14 protein-coding genes are annotated in these 17,930 nt (G+C 64.0%); 2 read left to right on the plus strand and 12 right to left on the minus strand.

What is annotated here, in order from left to right; genetic code table 11:
- Positions 1 to 44: 44 nt before the first annotated feature.
- Entirely contained in the window at positions 45 to 398 is a 354-nt protein-coding gene (locus ACRCSW_RS05695; protein ID WP_438703333.1) for a RidA family protein, read from the plus strand.
- 54 nt (positions 399 to 452) lie between these two features.
- Here the strand turns inward: ACRCSW_RS05695 and ACRCSW_RS05700 are convergent, their stop codons facing one another.
- The 6 genes from ACRCSW_RS05700 to ACRCSW_RS05725 all read right to left on the minus strand — a co-directional run bounded on the left by ACRCSW_RS05700 (position 453) and on the right by ACRCSW_RS05725 (position 6,941).
- Positions 453 to 1,382 carry a sulfotransferase family protein gene (locus ACRCSW_RS05700; RefSeq protein ID WP_438703334.1) on the minus strand — a complete coding sequence of 310 codons (930 nt, stop codon included), beginning with the start codon at positions 1,380 to 1,382 and terminating at the stop codon, positions 453 to 455.
- A gap of 142 nt (positions 1,383 to 1,524) precedes the next feature.
- Complete coding sequence (gene pgi, locus ACRCSW_RS05705) at positions 1,525 to 3,129, minus strand: glucose-6-phosphate isomerase (protein WP_438703335.1); 1,605 nt, start codon at positions 3,127 to 3,129, stop codon at positions 1,525 to 1,527.
- A gap of 3 nt (positions 3,130 to 3,132) precedes the next feature.
- Complete coding sequence (gene pgl / locus ACRCSW_RS05710) at positions 3,133 to 3,804, minus strand: 6-phosphogluconolactonase (protein ID WP_438703336.1); 672 nt, start codon at positions 3,802 to 3,804, stop codon at positions 3,133 to 3,135.
- Positions 3,801 to 5,255: a glucose-6-phosphate dehydrogenase gene (gene zwf, locus ACRCSW_RS05715; protein ID WP_438703337.1), complete on the minus strand. Its 1,455-nt coding sequence runs from the start codon at positions 5,253 to 5,255 to the stop codon at positions 3,801 to 3,803. Before zwf ends, pgl begins: the two co-directional genes overlap by 4 nt.
- A 168-nt stretch (positions 5,256 to 5,423) precedes the next feature.
- Positions 5,424 to 6,008 (minus strand): HNH endonuclease, encoded by a 585-nt coding sequence (locus ACRCSW_RS05720; RefSeq protein ID WP_438703338.1) that lies wholly within the window; start codon positions 6,006 to 6,008, stop codon positions 5,424 to 5,426.
- 186 nt (positions 6,009 to 6,194) lie between these two features.
- The gene (locus ACRCSW_RS05725; protein WP_438703340.1) at positions 6,195 to 6,941 is read right to left on the minus strand and encodes a hypothetical protein; all 747 of its coding nucleotides are present in this window, start codon (positions 6,939 to 6,941) and stop codon (positions 6,195 to 6,197) included.
- Between the two features lie 209 nt (positions 6,942 to 7,150).
- On the opposite strand from ACRCSW_RS05725, the gene ACRCSW_RS05730 reads away from it, so the two are divergent.
- Positions 7,151 to 7,618, plus strand: a complete 468-nt coding sequence (locus ACRCSW_RS05730; RefSeq protein ID WP_438703341.1) for a transglycosylase SLT domain-containing protein — start codon at positions 7,151 to 7,153, stop codon at positions 7,616 to 7,618.
- A 93-nt stretch (positions 7,619 to 7,711) separates the two neighbouring features.
- On the opposite strand, the gene ACRCSW_RS05735 is transcribed toward ACRCSW_RS05730, so the two are convergent.
- From ACRCSW_RS05735 to glgB, 6 genes are all read right to left on the minus strand, one after another.
- A complete protein-coding gene (locus ACRCSW_RS05735; RefSeq protein WP_438703343.1) occupies positions 7,712 to 9,244 on the minus strand; it encodes a trimethylamine methyltransferase family protein in 1,533 nt (510 codons plus the stop codon).
- A gap of 94 nt (positions 9,245 to 9,338) precedes the next feature.
- Positions 9,339 to 10,970, minus strand: coding sequence for an alpha-D-glucose phosphate-specific phosphoglucomutase (locus tag ACRCSW_RS05740; protein ID WP_438703344.1), 1,632 nt, complete (start codon positions 10,968 to 10,970; stop codon positions 9,339 to 9,341).
- Positions 10,967 to 13,099, minus strand: a complete 2,133-nt coding sequence (glgX, locus tag ACRCSW_RS05745; RefSeq protein ID WP_438703346.1) for a glycogen debranching protein GlgX — start codon at positions 13,097 to 13,099, stop codon at positions 10,967 to 10,969. Before glgX ends, ACRCSW_RS05740 begins: the two co-directional genes overlap by 4 nt.
- Positions 13,096 to 14,535 (minus strand): glycogen synthase GlgA, encoded by a 1,440-nt coding sequence (gene glgA / locus ACRCSW_RS05750; RefSeq protein ID WP_438703348.1) that lies wholly within the window; start codon positions 14,533 to 14,535, stop codon positions 13,096 to 13,098. Before glgA ends, glgX begins: the two co-directional genes overlap by 4 nt.
- A gap of 69 nt (positions 14,536 to 14,604) precedes the next feature.
- Positions 14,605 to 15,876 carry a glucose-1-phosphate adenylyltransferase gene (gene glgC, locus ACRCSW_RS05755; protein ID WP_438703352.1) on the minus strand — a complete coding sequence of 424 codons (1,272 nt, stop codon included), beginning with the start codon at positions 15,874 to 15,876 and terminating at the stop codon, positions 14,605 to 14,607.
- 38 nt (positions 15,877 to 15,914) lie between these two features.
- Positions 15,915 to 17,930, minus strand: a 2,016-nt coding sequence (glgB, locus tag ACRCSW_RS05760) for a 1,4-alpha-glucan branching protein GlgB (protein WP_438703350.1), incomplete at its 5' end; no start/stop codon positions are given.

Here is a 17,930-nt window from a genome sequence, read left to right on the forward strand (position 1 = left end):
CGGAACCGGCTAGCAACCGGCCCAACGCGAACAGGAGCATCCCCATGAACACCGACATCACCCGCCACGGCACCGGCCCCCGCATGTCCGAGGCGGTCGCCTACAACGGCATCCTCTGGGTTGCGGGCCAGCTGGGCGAGCCCGGCGGTTCGGTCGCCGACCAGACCCGCCAGGCATTGGCCGAGATCGACGCGATCCTTGCCAAGGCCGGAACCGACAAGACCCGCATCCTGTCGGCGCAGATCTGGCTGGCCGACATGTCGACTTTCGCCGAGATGAACTCGGTCTGGGACACCTGGGTGCCGCAAGGCCACACCCCGGCCCGCGCGACCGGCGAGGCGAAGCTGGCAACGCCCGACTACAAGGTCGAGATCATCGTGGTCGCCGCGCTGAAGTGACCACAGTGGCGCGGGTGTCAAAGCCCGCGCCCGCCAGCCTTCCATCACCGACGGCTACTTGAGACCGTCGATGATCTTTTGTTCCATCCGCCCCCGCGCACGACGCGCCAGCGCTGGCATTTTCAGGCGATTTGCGACGGATACGGTCAGGGGGTCCACCAGACCATAGTCCTTGATCCGCCTGCTCCAGATCCCAAGCTTGTTGTCCAGCTTCAGGGCAAGCTGGTTCAATTGCGTCAGCCTGATCGGCGGATATCCACTGGGCTCGTATCCCCGCGTCTGAAGCCGATCGCCAAGCCTGGCTTCCAGCAACCCGATGTCGCGGGGGCTAAGGCGGCCTTTCCAGCGGCTGACCAGCGCGGAGTCAGGCTTGGCATAAGTGGTACGCTGGTCATAGGTCAGCATTGCCGGATCGAACGGCACACCCACAAACCCGCATATCCGCGCAAGCTCTGCTTCGGGCGAAGCCACCAGCTTTTCGTAGCGGACCTCCATGTACTGGCCGGCCGCCAGGCGCGGTGCCGCAGCCGACCAGGCGTCTTCCGTCTCAAGCCAGTGCCCGAGGCCCGAATAGACGTTGCCGGCCCAGCCCATGCCAATGCTCGACCGCGCAACGTCGCGCGGATCGCGCAAGATATGGATGATCTTCAGATCGGGAATAGCGTCCAGAACCTTGTTCAACTCGCGATGCAGGACAAGAACACCCCAGTCGCGGCCCTGTCCTGCTTGCTGGATAAGCGAACACACCTGATCGCGGGCTGAACCGTCCACCAGCGTCATCCCGGATGTCTTGAACAACCAGTTCCGCTTCAGCGCCTCGGTATCCAGCGACCAGTTTTCGTTCTGGATGGTCAGATGCCCGAAGATATAGTCCGATTCCCCCGGGCAGGACAGCTGGGGATGAGAGTCCAGCATCAGCCGCAGCATCGTCGTGCCCGACCGAAGTGCACCGTAAACGCAAACAGTATTCGCGGTCTTGGTCATCTTGGAAACCGCCCGTTTTATGAGAATAACTTACACAACACTACAGCAACGCAAAATAACACCTTTGTGTCGCTTCTCAATCGGGCCTTTTGAAATAGGCAGCGCTGTGCCGTTGCCCTCGTCGAGCCCCAATGTGCACCGATCAGGCGCCTGGCCGCAAGAAGGCCACCAGCGCGCGGGTCGAACCGTCTTTGGCCGCGCCATCCGCCTTGCCCTCCAGCACCGGTTGCAGGGCCAGCGCCAGTTCCTTGCCAAGCTCCACCCCCCACTGGTCATACGAGTTGATCCCCAGGATCACCCCTTCGACAAAGACCCGATGCTCGTAAAGCGCGATGATCTGGCCAAGCGCGCGGGGCGTCAGCTGGTCATAGGCCAGCACGGTGGAGGGGCGGTTGCCCGGAAACACGCGATGCCGCGCCTGCCGTTCCAGTTCTGCCCCGGTCGCCCCCTTCTTCGCCATGATCGCCCGCGCCTCGTCAAGGCTGCGGCCCCGCAAGAGTGCCTCGGCCTGGGCCAGACAGTTCGAGACAAGAAGAAGGTGCTGGTGGGCCAGATCCGGTTCATGGCCCCGGCGGGCGACGAGGAACTCGCAAGGCACCACGCGCGTGCCCTGGTGGATCAGCTGGTAGAAGGCGTGCTGGCCGTTGGTGCCGGGCTCGCCCCAGACCACCGGGCCGGACTGGGTGGCAAGGTCGGTGCCGTCCACGGCGACGCGTTTGCCGTTCGATTCCATCTCCAGTTGCTGCAGATAAGCAGGAAGGCGGCTAAGCCTTTGATCGTAAGGCAGGACGGCGCGCGTGGCATAGCCACAAAGCTGGTTGTGCCAGATGCCGACCAGGGCCAGCATCACGGGCATGTTCTGCGCAAAAGGTGCTGTCAGGAAATGCTGGTCCATGGCCCGGCCACCGGCCAGGAACTCGTCAAACCGCTCCGGCCCGACCGCGATCATCAGCGCAAGGCCGATCGGACCCCACATCGAATAGCGCCCGCCGACCCAGTCCTCGAACCCGAAAACCCGCGCGGGATCAATGCCATAGGCGGCGGTCTTGTCACCGGCTGTCGAAACGGCGGCAAACTGCGTGGCGGGGTTCGCGACCTTCGCCCCCATCCACCGCTTGGCTGTATCCGCGTTGGTCATCGTCTCGATGGTGGTGAAAGTCTTCGAGGCCACGATCACCAGCGTCGTTTCCGGGTTCAGGCCCTTCAGAGTATCGGCGATATGCGCGCCATCGACGTTCGAGACGAAATGGCAGCGCGGCCCATCGGCGAAGGGCTGAAGTGCTAGATAAGCCATCGCAGGCCCAAGGTCCGACCCGCCAATCCCGATGTTCACCACATCGGTGATCCGGCCGCCCTGCCCTTTGTAGACCCCCAACCGTACGTCACGGGCAAAGGCCGCAGAAGCCGCGCGGATGCGCCTGACGTCGGGCAGCACATCCTTGCCATCCACGGTGATCACGGCATCCTCACCCGCCCGCAGGGCCACATGCAGGACGGCCCGGCCCTCGGTATCGTTGATCTTCGCGCCGGCAAACATCGCAGCCCGCTTTTCAGCGACGCCCGAAGCCTCTGCCAGCTTCACCAGCGCCGCGCGGGTCGCGGTATCGATATTCGTCTTGGAGTAGTCGAAGAGCATTCCGTCAGCGGTCACCGAGAAATCTGCCGCACGGCTTTCGTCAAAGAGATCAAGGATATGCCGACCTTCGCTCACATCATGAAGGCGCTTCAGCTCGGCCCATTTGTCCATGGTCTACTCCGCCCAATGCACGGTTGCCAGGTCGAGGATCGCCCGCACCGGCGCCTCGATCGAAGTCAGGGTCATCGCACGGTCCAGCGCCGCGCGCTTCTCTGCCCCGGTGATCAGGAGATGGGTGTTGAACGCGCCTCGAAGCACCGGCGCGGTCAGGGTCACCCTCGGCTCACCCGCCGCCTCGGCGCGCATCGGCAGCAGGATCGGTGCGTGAGAGGACAGCGCCTCTTCCAGCCGGTCGGCGCCGGGGAAAAGGCTTGCGGTGTGCATGTCCGTTCCCATGCCCAGCAGCAGAACCGAAATCGGCAAATGCGGGCGGATGCCGTCTTCCAGCGCCGGAAGCATCTCTTCGGGGCTTTCGGCGGGCGCGTAAAGCGGCAAAAGCCGCGCTTGCGCCGCCCGGCCCCGGATCAAACGCTCGCGGACCAGCCGGGTGTTCGACCGCTCCGAGCTTTCGGGCACCCAGCGCTCGTCGTTCAGAAGCACCGCGACATTGGCCCAGTCAAGGTCCACGCCCGACAGCGTATCGAAGATCGGCCCCGGCGTCGTCCCACCCGGCACCGACAGCGTGGCCTTGCCATCCCGCCGCAGAAACTCGCCCAGCTGGCCCGCGATGATGTTCGCGAGGCCCAGCATCATCAGGTCGCGGTCGGGATAGGTCTCCAGGATCATTCGCGGATCTCCCGCCAGCGCCGCCCGTCCCTATGCATCAGCATCAGCGCATCTTCCGGACCGGACGAGCCCGGATCATAGACCTGCGGCTTCTCTCCCCGCCCTTCCCAGCCCTCGATGATCGGGTCGGTCCACGCCCAGGCGGCCTCGACCTCGTCCCCGCGCATGAAAAGCGTCTGGTTGCCGCGGATCACATCCATGATCAGCCGCTCATAGGCATCCGGAGCCTCGTCCGCCTCGGCCCCGAGCACCGCCGCGAACGACATGTCGAGCGGCACCTGCATCAGCCGCATCCCCCCCGGCCCCGGCTCCTTGATCATGACCATCAGGTTCATGCCCTCATTGGGCTGCAGCCGGATCACCAGCACATTCTCATGCCAGCCCGTCGCATCGTCAAAGATCGCATGCGGCGGCTGCTTGAAGGTGATCGCAATCTCCGACTCCCTCGCCCGCAGCCGCTTGCCCGTCCGCAGATAGAACGGCACCCCCTGCCAGCGCCAGTTCGAGATCGCGACTTTCAGCGCGATATAGCTTTCCGTCTTCGACGCCGCATTCTCGGCATGCACCACGTAAGCCTTCTCGCCCTTCCCAGCGCCGTACTGCCCCCGCACGATATGGTCGGGTGACACCGGCTTCAGCGCCCGGATCACCTTCAGCTTTTCATCCCGCACCGCGTCGGGGTCGAAGTGATACGGAGGCTCCATCGCGATCAGACACAGAAGCTGCATCAGGTGGTTCTGCACCATGTCCCGCATCGCGCCCGACTTGTCGTAATAGGCCCCGCGGCCGTCGACCCCCACTGTCTCGGCCACCGTGATCTGCACATGGTCGATGTATTCGGCCTTCCACAAAGGCTCGAAAAGGATGTTCGCAAACCGCACCGCCATCAGGTTCTGGACGGTCTCTTTCCCCAAGTAATGGTCGATCCGGTAGATCTGCGTTTCGTTGAAATGCCGCGCCAGCACCGCGTTCAGCGCCTTGGCCGAGGCGAGATCGCGGCCAAAAGGCTTTTCCACCACGATCCGGCTCCAGGCGTCGGCAATGCCGTGCTCGGACAACCGCTGCGCGATGTCGCCGAAAAGGGTGGGCGCGACCGAGAAATAGAAGGCCCGAACCACGTTTTCCCGCATCATGCCCTTCAGCTGCGCCCAGCCCCCCGTGCCGGTCGCATCGATGGCGACATAATGGATGCGGGCCAGGAACCCTTCGATCGCCGCTGCCTCCTGCCGCGTTTTCGGCACGAATTCCGCAATAGCCTCGCGGACCTGGGCACGGTAGCTCTCGTCCGTCAGATCGGCCCGCGCCGCCCCGATGATCCGGCTCGTCTCCGGCATCTGGCCTGCCATGAAGCGACGATAGAGGCCCGGCAGGATCTTCCGCCGGGCAAGGTCGCCAGTGCCGCCAAAGATCACCAGATCGAAGACATCCACTGGAATGACACGCGAAACCATGGGCGACTCCTCGAAGGCGCTGTTAGCGCTAACGGTGCGCTTCTACTGCCTGCGCCCGTCCCTGTCTAGCACTGCACGCCGCGGTCTGGAACACCGACAGCCACCAGGACCAGACCAAATTCCTTAAGTAAGGAATTTGTCAAAATCCTTACTTAAGGATTTTGCGCCTCACGCCTCCAGCTCGGCGTCCCAGTAAAGGTAATCCATCCAGCTTTCATGCAGGTGGTTCGGCGGGAAACGCCGGCCATGGCTCTGCATTTCCTCGGCAGTCGGCGCGCGCGGCGGCCGACGAAGCCCAAGGCCCGACTGTTTCAGCGTCTTGTTGCCCTTGCGCAGGTTGCAAGGCGAACAGGCCGCCACAACGTTCTCCCAGCTTGTGATCCCGCCTTTCGATCGCGGCAGCACATGGTCGAACGTAAGGTCACCCTTCGCGCCGCAATACTGGCAGCAGAACTCGTCCCGCAGAAAAAGATTGAAGCGCGTGAATGCCACGCGCTTCTGGGGTTTCACGTAGTCCTTCAGCACCACGACCGAAGGTATCCGGAAAACCTGCCTTTGACTGTGGACGACCGCGTCATACTCGGCAACGATCTGGACCCGGTCCAGAACCGCGGCCTTGATCGCTTCCTGCCAGGGCCAGAGGCTCAGCGGATAGTAGCTCAGCGGGCGATAGTCTGCATTCAGCACCAGCGCGGGGTAGTGCTTGAGTGCAGCGGGATCGCGCACGAACTGGGTTCTGAAATCGCCGTCCATTCCGTCAAAGACTCCGCGCCTTGCCCGTCGACCGTCCGGTCAGCAGAGCGGGTGTCCCGCCCCGTTAACCGAAACTATATCTGGCGTTTTCGCCGTGGCAACCCCCAAGCGCCAGAGTAGCACACGGGGTTTTCCACAGGCTCTTTGCCCGACAAGAGTAACGCGAAGGTGACATGGCGTGGCTGGTCAGCCCTTCAGAGCAGAAATCCTGGGCGGAAGGGTCCAGCTGCGGGGCGAAATCGGCGAGAGCCGCTCGACGCTCTGGCGGGCGACGGACCGCTCACGGTTTCCCGACTGGTCGCGCAGGAATGCCGGCCAGTCAAGAGAACCGTCTTCCAGCGCCGCCGCATGCAAACTCTGCGCCAGAAGCCGCCGCAGGCGCGGCAAGCCGCAGGCAATCCAGACGCGGCGCTCCGGGGCCAGATCCTGCAGGCGGCCAAGATCGAACTCCTCGGGAAAGTCATGTGAATAAGGGCGCAGAATACCCCCCGGCGTGACCACCAACGGGCTCACGATATCCGCCAGCCGCTGATCGCTGCCGCCCTTCAGCGCCAGATCCCAAGCCGTCGCATCAGTTCTCAGCGCCTCGATGACCTTGCCGTACTCGGTCGTGGCCCCAACCGTGGCGCCGATAACCACGGTGCGGAACCCTTCAGCCTTCGCCGCCGCCAGAAGCCCGGAAAGCCAGGGGTAAAGCTGCGGGTCGCCGCCCCGAAGGCTGATCGCCTGATAACCCTCGTCCCGCAGTCGCGGTAACGCTTGCAAAATCGGCTCAAGCGGCAGGAAGGCCCGATTCACTTCAGAGCAACACGTGCAGCAATTGCCACAGGCCGCGTTGCAGGGATCAAAGAGGTGCAGATGAACCGTGCGCCGGTCGGCCGAGGTTTTCGCCGAATCCTCAGCCGAAGTTGCAGCATTGCTGCCGGGTTCCATGAATGCCTCCTGAAAATGCGTAGACCAAAACAACAGCCGGCAAATTCCGGCGGGACAAGCCTGGCACGGATCGAACCGGGCCGCAGGTCGGGACTTACCTACCTTGCGTCATCCGCCCGTCAAGCCAGTTCCCGCCAGACCGCCGAACCCCGGGGTTGAAATCCGGTGCCAACCGCCGTTATAGGGCCCGCGTCTGAACGGAGCGCCCGATGCCCCTTACCCGCCGTCACCTCATGCTGCTCGCTGCCCCTGCCCTCTTTGCGGCGTGCGGTCGCCGATCGGAAGCGCCAGAGGTATCGCAGGCCAACCTGTTCCCCGGCGAGACCCCGGAAATGCGGGCCTTGATCCGCAAATACTCCGCAGTGCACGGCATTCCGGAAAGCCTCCTCCATCGCGTCATCCAGCGCGAAAGCGACTACAACGCAGGCGCGCGGAACGGCCCCTACTACGGTCTGATGCAGATCCTGCCGCAGACCGCGCGGACGATGGGTTACCGGGGTGAGCCTTCGGGCCTTCTCGATGCCGAGACGAACCTGATGTACGCGGGCAAATACCTTCGTGGCGCCTGGATGGTCTCGGGCGGGTCCGAGGAAGAGGCCGTGATGTGGTATGCCCGCGGCTATTACTATGAGGCCAAGCGCATGGGGCTTCTGGAGGAAACCGGCCTTAGAACCTAGGCGCGCTGTGGTCAGGCAATCGTTGCCAAATCGCTAACGGTTCCTCGCAAGCCATTGATTCAAGGGGTACCGGAAGGATGCGCACCGTGCCCATCAATGCCAGGCGTCCGCCATCCCGGCCTTCTTGCGGTCCACAAAGTCCCGCAGACCCTCCCGGATCCCCTCATCCAAGGGTGGCGCCTCATACTCCCGCAACCGTTTCTTCCAAAGCCGGTTCGCCCGCGTCGCCGCATCCTCAGACCCCGCCAGCTCCCATTTCTCGAAGGGCTCGTTGTCCGAAAGATCACTGTCCCAGAACGCCGTCTCATAGTGCCGAAGGGTGTGGGAGGACCCGAAGAAATGGTTCCCCGGCCCGACCTCCGCAAAGGCCTCGACCGCCAGCTGATCGTCGTCCATCCGGATGCCGTCCAGATAGGCATGCAAGCTGCCGCAAAGGTCCGCATCCAGCATGAACTTCTCGTAGGACATGCTGAGAAGCCCGTCGAGGAAACCCGCCGCATGCAGGATGAAGTTCGCCCCGCAATGGATCGCGGCCAGCATCGACATCGTCCCTTCCATCATCGCCTGCGCGTCCGGCAGTTTCGAGGTCGTGAAGTTCCCCGAACACCGGAGCGGCAGGTTCAACCGCCGGGCCAGCTGGCCGATGACCTGTGACCCGATCGCCGGTTCCGGCGTCCCAAACGTCGGCGACCCGGAACGCAGTGACATGGAACTGAGGAAGTTCCCAAAGATCACCGGCGCGCCCTTCCGTTCCAGCTGGGTCAGCGCGCACCCCGCCATCGTCTCGGCCAGCGACTGCACAATCCCCCCCGCATTCGTCACCGGCCCCATCGCGCCGCCCAGAATGAACGGCACGACCACCGCCGCCTGATTGGCCCTTGCATAAGCGCGGAGCGAGCGGGTCATGGTGCCGTCCCAGACCAGCGGCGAGTTCACGTTGACGTTGCCCAGAATGACGCAGTTCCGGTCGACGAAATCCGCACCAAACAGGATGCGGCTCATCTCGATGCTGTCTTCGCTCCGCTCTTCCGCCGTCACCGACCCCATGAAGGGGCGGTCCGACAGCTCGATATGCGCCATCACCATGTCGAGGTGACGCTTGTTGACCGGCACGTCCGTCGGCTCGCAGATCGTCCCGCCCGAGTGGTGGAAATTGGGGCTCGACTGCGCCAGGCGGATGAAATCCTGGAAATCCGCGATCGTGCCAAAGCGGCGGCCGCGGTCGAGGTCCATAACGAAGGGGCTGCCATAGGCCGGGGAAAAGACCACGTTCTTCCCGCCAATCTGCACCGAATTCGCAAGGTTCCTGGCGTGCTGCGTGAACTCAGCCGGTGCGGATTTCAGGATCTCGCGCAGCATGCCGGGCTCGAACTTCACCAGCACGCCGTCGACCTTGGCCCCGGCACGCCTCCAGTGATCAATGGCGACCGGATCGTCGCGGAACTCGATCCCCGTCTCGGCCAGCACACGGTCTGCGGCATGCTCGATCCGGATCAGGTTTTCCTCGGAAAGGACGTCGTAAGTGGGGATGTTGCGGACGATATAGGGGCGGCCATGCCCTGCCCCTTTCTGGGCCCGCTCAGCCTGTCGCGCCTGCCTGCCGGACCTCACCCTTGCTTCGCCCATCGTCCCGCCTCCACAAACTCGACATAGGTGTCAGGTTTGTCGCAAACGGGCAGCGGTTCTTGTCAATCCACGACATCGCCCGGCACAATCCGCCTCAGGTGACGACGTCCGGCGCAGTTCGCCCGGTATGGGCGGCGATCCCCGCGAGATCATGCGCGGCACGGATCACCGGAGCCAGCGCGACCTGTGCATCAAGGTCAAGACCCGAAGGCCCGGCCGCATAGCGCTCCAGATAGACCCGCAGCGTCGCGCCTTCCGTGCCCGTCCCGGACAGACGATAGACGATGCGGCTGCCATCCGAGAACAGCACCCGCACCCCCTGCTTCGTGCTGACCGAGCCATCGACGGGGTCAATGTAGGCGAAATCGTCCGCCCCGCTGACCGTCATCCCTTCAATCACCTGCCCCGGCAACCCTGCCAGCGAGCCACGCAGCGCCGCCATCATCGCGTCGGCCTTTGCCGTCTCGATCGCCTCAAAATCATGGCGGCTATAGTAGTTGCGTCCGTACTTCGCCCAGTGCTCGCCAAGGATCTCGGCGACCGACTGCTTCCGCACCGCCAGGATATTGAGCCAAAGGAGAACCGCCCAAAGCCCGTCCTTTTCGCGGACGTGGTCAGAACCAGTACCGAAGCTCTCCTCACCGCAAATCGTGGCCCTACCCGCATCCAGCAGATTGCCGAAGAACTTCCACCCCGTCGGCGTCTCATACCTGCCGATCCCCAGAGCCTCGGCCACGCGGTCGGCGGCCGCCGACGTCGGCATCGACCGCGCGACACCCTTCAGCCCGGCCTTGTAGCCGGGTGCAAGGTGGGCATTCGCAGCCAGCACCGCCAGGCTGTCGGACGGCGAGACATAGATCCCGCGGCCCACCACCATGTTGCGGTCGCCATCGCCATCCGAAGCCGCGCCGAAATCAGGTGCCCCCGGCCCGAACATCTCGTCCATCAGCGCCTTGGCCCAGGTCGGGTTCGGGTCGGGGTGCATTCCGCCGAAGTCCGGCAGGGGCGTCCCGTTCACCACAGTGCCTTTCGGTGCACCAAGACGGTTTTCCAGAATTTCCGTTGCATAAGGCCCGGTTACGGCGCACATCGAGTCCATCCGCATCCGGAACCCGCCCGCGAACATGGCGCGGATTGCCGGGAAATCGAAGAGCGTCTCCATCAGGGCTGCGTAGTCCGACACCGGGTCCACAACATCGACCACCATGCCCCCAAGGTCATGCCGCCCTACGCGCGACAGGTCCACGTCATGCGCCTCAAGCATCCGGTATTCGGTGATCTCGGTCGTGCGCTTGTACATCGCCTCGGTGGCACCCTCGGGCGCGGGGCCGCCGTTCGGCATATTGAACTTCACGCCGAAGTCCTCAGTTGGCCCACCTGGGTTGTGGCTGGCCGACATGATGATCCCGCCATCGGTTTTGTTGAGCCGGATCAAATGGCTGGCCGCCGGAGTTGAGAGGATTGCGCCCTGCCCCACGATCACCCGCGCCGCACCGTTGGCAGCTGCCATCCGCAGGATCACCTGCGCCGCCCGGTCGTTGAAGTACCTCCCGTCGCCGCCCAAGACGAAGGTCTTCCCTTTGGCCCCCACCACGTCGAAAATCGACTGGACGAAGTTCTCCAGATAGTGCCGCCCCATGAAGACGGGTGTTTTCTTCCGCAAACCGCTGGTGCCCGGCTTCTGCCCCGCAATCGGGGAGGTCGCGACAGTGGTGATCTGGGTCATGGTTTCCCTCCCTTGGGCGTGCCGGTCAGCGACCGGAAAAGCAGAACGGACTGCGCAGGCGCGGCGGTCAGGTCAGAGGGCCTGCCCGAAGGCTCCAGATCGGGACGCGTGGTGTCCAGCAGAAGCTCCCAGCCCGGCGCGGTGTCCGGCAGGTGCAATGCCGCAGATGCCCCGGTGTTGAAGACGGCAAAGACCGCTTCGGGGTTGGGATCACCACCTTCGGCCTGCATCCGAAGCTCGACACAGAGGCAGCGGAAGGCCGGGTCATGCCACTCTTCGGACTGGGGCACCGTGCCATCGGCGCGCCGCCAGATCACGTCCGGCAATCCGTCGGACAAGCGCTTTTGTGCATGCAGAAACCGCCGCTGCCGCAGGATGGACAGTGTCCGGCGCAGAGCCGTCAGCCGTGCGACAAAGCGGGTCAGGCCAGCGTCGGCCTGGGACCAATCGATCCAGCTCGTCTCGTTGTCCTGGGCATAGGCGTTGTTGTTGCCGCCCTGGGTATGCCCGGTCTCATCCCCCGCCAGCAGCATCGGCACGCCCTGTGCAAGCATCAGCGTGGCAAGGAGGTTGCGCTTGCGCAGGCTCCGCGCGGCCAGCACCTTCGCATCCTTCGTCGGCCCCTCCACACCCAGGTTGTCCGAGTGGTTTTCGTGGTGGCCGTCGCGGTTGTCTTCGCCGTTCGCGAAGTTGCGCTTGATCGTGTAGCTGACCAGGTCCTCCAGCGTGAAGCCGTCATGACTGGTGACGAAGTTGACCGATGAGGTCGCAGCCCGCCCCGAATGGTCGAACCGCTCAGCGCTGCCCAGAAGCCGGGCGGCAAGGTCGCGGGCCATCCCCGCGTCACCCTTCCAGAACCGGCGCACGCCATCGCGGAACTTGTCGTTCCATTCGTGGAACGGATGCGGATAGGCCCCCAGTTGATAGCCGCCGGGGCCTACATCCCAGGGCTCGGCGATCAGTTTGACGCGGGATAGAACCGGGTCCTGCCGGATCGCGTCGAAGAACCCGCCCTCGCCGTCAAAGCCATGCGCCTCGCGCCCGAGGACCGTGGCAAGGTCGAAGCGGAAGCCGTCGACATGGCCCGCCTCCACCCAGTAGCGAAGCGAGTCCATCACCATCCGCAAGACCATCGGATGCGTCAGGTTCAGCGTGTTCCCCGTGCCGGTGTCGTTCACATAGGACCGCCCGCCCCCGGTCAGCCGGTAATAGCTTGCGTTGTCAAGGCCCCGAAAGCTGAGCGTCGGGCCCCACTCGTCCCCCTCGGCGGTGTGGTTGTAGACCACGTCCAGGATCACCTCGATCCCCGCCGAATGGAACCGGCGGACCATCGTCTGGAACTCCCACAAGGCGCCTTTCGACATGTAGCGGGGTTCGGGGGCGAAGAAGGCCAGCGTATTGTAGCCCCAGTGGTTGCGGAGGCCCTTGGCCACCAGGAAGCGGTCATCGATGAAGGCGTGGACCGGCAGAAGCTCGATCGCGGTGACGCCCAGCTTCTGAAGATGCTCGATCACCGGGTCGGCACAAAGCCCCAGATAGGTGCCGCGCAACCCCTCGCGCACGCCGGGATGCCGTGCGGTCATCGACTTCACATGCGCCTCGTAGATTACCGTGTCGATGCGCTGGGTGCGGGGCGCCTGATCGGTACCCCAGCTGAAGCTCGGGTCCGCCACGACTGCCTTCGGCACCGCAAAGGCACTGTCGCGGGTGTCGAAGCTAAGGTCGCCGCGGGGGCTGCCGATCTTGTAGCCCATCAGCGCGTCGGACCATTTGAGCCGCCCTTCCAGCGCACGGGCGTAGGGGTCGAGGAGAAGCTTGTTCGGGTTGAACCGATGCCCCCGTTCCGGCGCATAAGGCCCGTGCGCCCGGAAGCCATAGACCGTGCCCGGGGTCAGGCCGCCGACATGGATATGCCAGATGTCGCCGTCCCGCTCGATCACCGGCAGGCGGGCCATTTCCTTACGGCCATCGGGCGAGAAGAGGCAAAGCTCGATCCGCTCGGCATGGGCCGAGAAGACGGCGAAGTTCACCCCATCGCCGGTGAAACTTGCCCCCATCGGCCAGGGCCGCCCCGGCCCCGCCGCATGGCCCTGCAACCGCGCGGGCAGCGAGACGGTCTGCGGGGTCACGCGGTCAGCCTTTCGTAAAGCCCGGCGTATTCGGCGGCCGAGCTCTCCCAGCCAACCGGGTGCCCCATGGCGTTGGCGCGGAGCTTGGCCCAAAGCTTCGGTTGCTGATACACCTCCAGAAGCTGGGTCAGCGCATGACCGAACGCCAGCGCGTCAACTGGATGGAAGGTTAGGCCAGTGGCCGCCCCTGCGGCGAGCGTGGCGGGGTTGGCCCCGATCACCGTATCAGCCAGCCCGCCCACCAGCGACACGACCGGCAGCGTGCCACAGCGCAGGCCGTACATCTGGGTCAGACCGCAGGGCTCGAACCGGCTTGGGACCAGCACCGCGTCGGCGCCTGCGAACAACCGATGGCTCAGCCCCTCGTCATAGCCGATGGTCGCAGCCACGCGGCCGGGGTGCCGCGCCGCAAGGTTGCGCATCGCGCCCTCCAGCCCCGGATCGCCCGAGCCCAGCACGACAAGGCCCCCGCCCCCAAGAATGAAGTCGGGGATGACCGCAGGAAGAAGGTCGATCCCCTTCTGGTCGGTCAGACGGCTGACAACGATGGCCAGGGGGCCCGGCACATCAAGCCCGAATTCCTCGCAAAGCTTCGCCCGCGCCGCAGCTTTCCCGGCCAGAGACTTTGGCCCGAAGGACGGGTCCTCGGCGGCGGGCGACCAGGCTTCGGTGTCGACACCGTTCAGGATGCCGGACACCACCGGCGCACGTGCCACAATCACCCCCTGCAGGCCCATGCCGAACTCGGGCCGCATCAGTTCGGCCGCGTAGCTCGGCGACACCGTGGTGATCCAGTCGGCAGTAACCAGCGCCGCCTTCAGGCTTGAAATGCCACCATAATACTCCAGCGCCTCGGGGTGGAACGCGTGGCCCGGAAGCCGCAGAACGCTTAGCATGTGGGCAGGCGCCCAGCCCTGAAAGGCAATGTTGTGGATGGTGATGACTGACTTGACCCCGCCGGTTCCATGATATGCGAGATAGGCGGGCGCAAACCCCGCCTGCCAGTCATGGGCATGCAGCACATCAGGCTTCCAGTCCGCCAGCCCTTCCCGTGCAATGCGCGCGCCGACCCATGAGAGCGCCGCAAAGCGGACGGCGTTGTCCGGATGCTCACCCCCAGGCCCGGAATAGGGTCCGCCTGCCCGGTCATAAAGGTGCGGCGCATCAAGAAGCAGGATCGAAACCCCCGCCACCTCGCCCGCAAGCACCCGCCCCGGCCCGCCCCAAAGATCGGCCTCGTCCCAAACCACGGGCCAGGACTGCGCGTCAGCCCGCAGCGCCCGATAGGCCGGAAGCAGAACCCGCATGTCCCAGCCCTTCGCGGCAAGCGCCCTTGGCAAAGCGCCTACGACGTCGGCCAGACCGCCGGTCTTCACCAGCGGAACGCATTCTGACGCCACTGAAAGAACCCGCCCGCGAAGCTTTGCGCCAGCCATGGTCTTTCCCTTCCACTTACTTGCCGCGAATTGTCCGAACGGGCGCCAAGGCCTTTCGCCATTCCTACGTCAGGACAATGCCTTGGCCCGCGCGTCAAGCATATCTTGCGTGATCAGAACAATACCACTGTCGCTGCGCCGGAACCACTTCGCGTCGGCCTCGGCGTCCTCACCGACGACCAGACCCTCGGGGATGATCACCCCGCGATCGATGACGCAGTTCTTCAGCTCGGCCTTGCGGTTGACGATCACCTGCGGCAGCGCCACGACGTATTCCAGGCTCGAATAGCTGTGCGTCCGGACCCCGGTGAAAAGCAGCGAGTTCCGCACTTCCGAACCCGAAACGATGCAGTCGCCCGACACGAGCGACGACACCGCCATCCCGCGACGATTGTCCTCGTCATGGATGAACTTCGCGGGCGGCACGATTTCGGCATAGGTCCAGATCGGCCAGGAGCTGTCGTAGATGTCGAGCTTGGGGATGAAATCCGTCAGGTCGATGTTCGCCTGCCAGAACGCATCGATCGTACCCACATCGCGCCAGTAGGGTTCGGTTTCCAGCCCGCTGGTCACACAGCTGTCGGCAAATCTGTGGGCCACGGCCTTCCCGTTCTTCACGATGTGCGGGATCAGATCGAACCCGAAATCATGACTGGAATTGTCGTCGCTCATGTCGGCGAGCAAAAGGTCACGCAGGAAGGCCCAGTCGAATACATAAATCCCCATCGAGGCCAGCGCATGGTCCGGGTCTCCGGGGATCGAGGGCGGATCCTTCGGCTTTTCCAGGAAATCCGTGATCCGCATCGTCTTGTCGACATGCATGACCCCGAAGGCCGAGGCTTCCTTGCGCGGTACGGTAAGGCATCCGATGGTGACATCAGCGCTGCTTTCCTCGTGCTGCCGCAGCATCACCTCGTAATCCATCTTGTAGATATGATCACCTGCGAGCACGACCACATACTTGATCCCATAGCTGTCGATGATGTCGATGTTCTGCGCCACCGCGTCTGCGGTGCCACGATACCAGTTCACCTCGTCCATCCGCTGGCTGGCGGGCAGGATATCCAGGTATTCGTTCCGCTCGGCCCGGAAGAAACCCCAACCGCGCTGGACGTGGCGGATCAAGCTGTGCGCCTTGTACTGGGTCGCAATTGCCATCTTGCGGATGCCGGAATTCAGCGCGTTTGAAAGGGCAAAGTCGATGATCCGGGTCTTGCCGCCGAAATAGACCGCCGGTTTCGCGCGCTTGTCGGTCAGTTCCTTCAATCGGCTGCCGCGCCCGCCTGCCAGCACGAACGCCATGGCCTGGCTGGACAGGCGCTGGTTGGGTCTTGCCTTGATCATCTTCCCTCCCCCCAAGGCGGTTTACCCGCCGGATATCATTCCTGCTGCAGATAGACTGCCGACAAGGGCGGCAGCGTGACAAGCGCCGATTGCGTCCGTCCATGCCAGGGCGTCTTTTCCGTGGTGACCCCTCCCAGGTTGCCACGGTTGCCCCCGCCATAGATCTCCGCATCGGTGTTCAGGATCTCGCGCCATTTGCCCGCAGCAGGCAGGCCCAGGCGATACTTGCGGTCAATCGGCGTCATGTTGATAACGGCCACTACCGGCTTGTCGCCGTCCCGCCCCTTGCGGACGAAGGAGTAGACCCCCGCCTCGGCGTCGTTCGATTCGATCCAGTCAAAGCCCTCGGGCCGCGTGTCGTTCACGTGTAGCGCCGGGGTCTCGCGGTAGACCCGGTTCAGGTCGCGCACCAGCCGCTGGACGCCCCGATGTTCCGCCACATCCAGCTGGTGCCAGTCGAGGCTCTGGGAATGGTTCCACTCCGCCCCTTGGGCGAATTCCTGCCCCATGAAGAGAAGCTTCTTGCCCGGATGGGCCCACATGAAGCCGTAATAGGCCCGGAGGTTCGCGAACTTCTCCCAAGCAGTGCCCGGCATCTTCGACAGCATGCTGCCCTTGCCATGCACCACCTCGTCATGGCTGATCGGCAGGATGTAGTTTTCCGACCAGGCATAGACCATGCCGAAGGTCATCTGGTGGTGGTGGTACTTCCGGTAGATCGGGTCCTTCTGCATGTAGGAAAGGGTGTCGTTCATCCACCCCATGTTCCACTTGAACCCAAAACCAAGGCCGCCCCAGTTCGCCGGCCGCGACACCCCCGGAAACGCCGTCGACTCCTCGGCGATGGTCATGATCCCCGGCACTTCGCCGTAAGCCGTGATGTTCGTCGACCGCAGGACGTCGATCGCCTCATAGTTCTCGCGGCCCCCGTCACGGTTCGGAATCCATTCACCCTGCTTGCGGCTGTAATCGCGGTAAAGCATCGAGGCGACCGCATCGACGCGGAGGCCGTCAACGTGGTATTCCTCCAGCCAATACAAGGCGTTACTGACGAGGTAGTTCTTCACCTCGACCCGGCCGTAGTTGTAGATCAGCGTGTTCCAGTCCTGATGAAACCCCTCGCGCGGGTCGGCATGTTCGTATAGCGCCGTGCCGTCGAACCAGCCGAGCCCATGCGCATCGGTCGGAAAATGCCCCGGCACCCAGTCAAGGATCACGCCCAGCCCCTTGCGGTGCGCCGCGTCTATGAAAGTGCGGAACTCAGAGGGCGTACCGTGACGGATCGTCGGGGCAAACATCCCCACCGGCTGATAGCCCCACGATCCGTCGAACGGATACTCGCTGACCGGCAGGCATTCGATATGGGTGAACCCCATGTCCGCGGCGTAATCGACCAGCTGCTCGGCCAGCTCCAGATAGCTCAGCATCCGGTTCCCCGGCGCCCGCTTCCACGACCCCAGATGCACCTCATAAACAGAAATCGGTGCGTCGATCGTGTGCTTGCCCGCGCGGGTCTCCATCCACTCCGCATCATGCCAGTCGCCCCGGATTTCCCTGACGACCGAGGCATTTGCGGGCGGATGTTCAGACCCGAAACCCACCGGATCGGCCTTCAACGGCAGCACCGCTCCGCCCGGTCCCTTGATCTCGTACTTGTAGGCCGTCCCTTCGGTGAGGCCCGGCATGAAGATCTCCCAGACCCCCGTCGCCCCCCGCCGCCGCATCGGGGCCCTACGCCCGTCCCAGACGTTGAAATCGCCCACCACCGACACCCGTTCGGCATTCGGCGCCCAGACGGCGAAGTGGACGCCTGCGACGCCCTCATGCGTCATCGGATGGGCGCCAAGAGCCTGCCACAGCCGCCGGTGCGTGCCTTCGCCCAGAAGGTATTCGTCCATCTCGCCCAGCACGGGGCCGAACCGATAGGGATCCTCGAATTCCCACGTGTGTCCATGGCCTTCCGCGCGGAACGTATAGCCCGCCTTCCTCACCATCTGATAGGTAAAAAGCCCCGGCAGGCCCGGATATGGCTCCGCCTCTGCCTCCGACTT

The sequence above is a fragment of the Tabrizicola sp. genome, from assembly GCF_051645465.1.
Taxonomy (GTDB): Bacteria; Pseudomonadota; Alphaproteobacteria; order Rhodobacterales; family Rhodobacteraceae; genus Tabrizicola.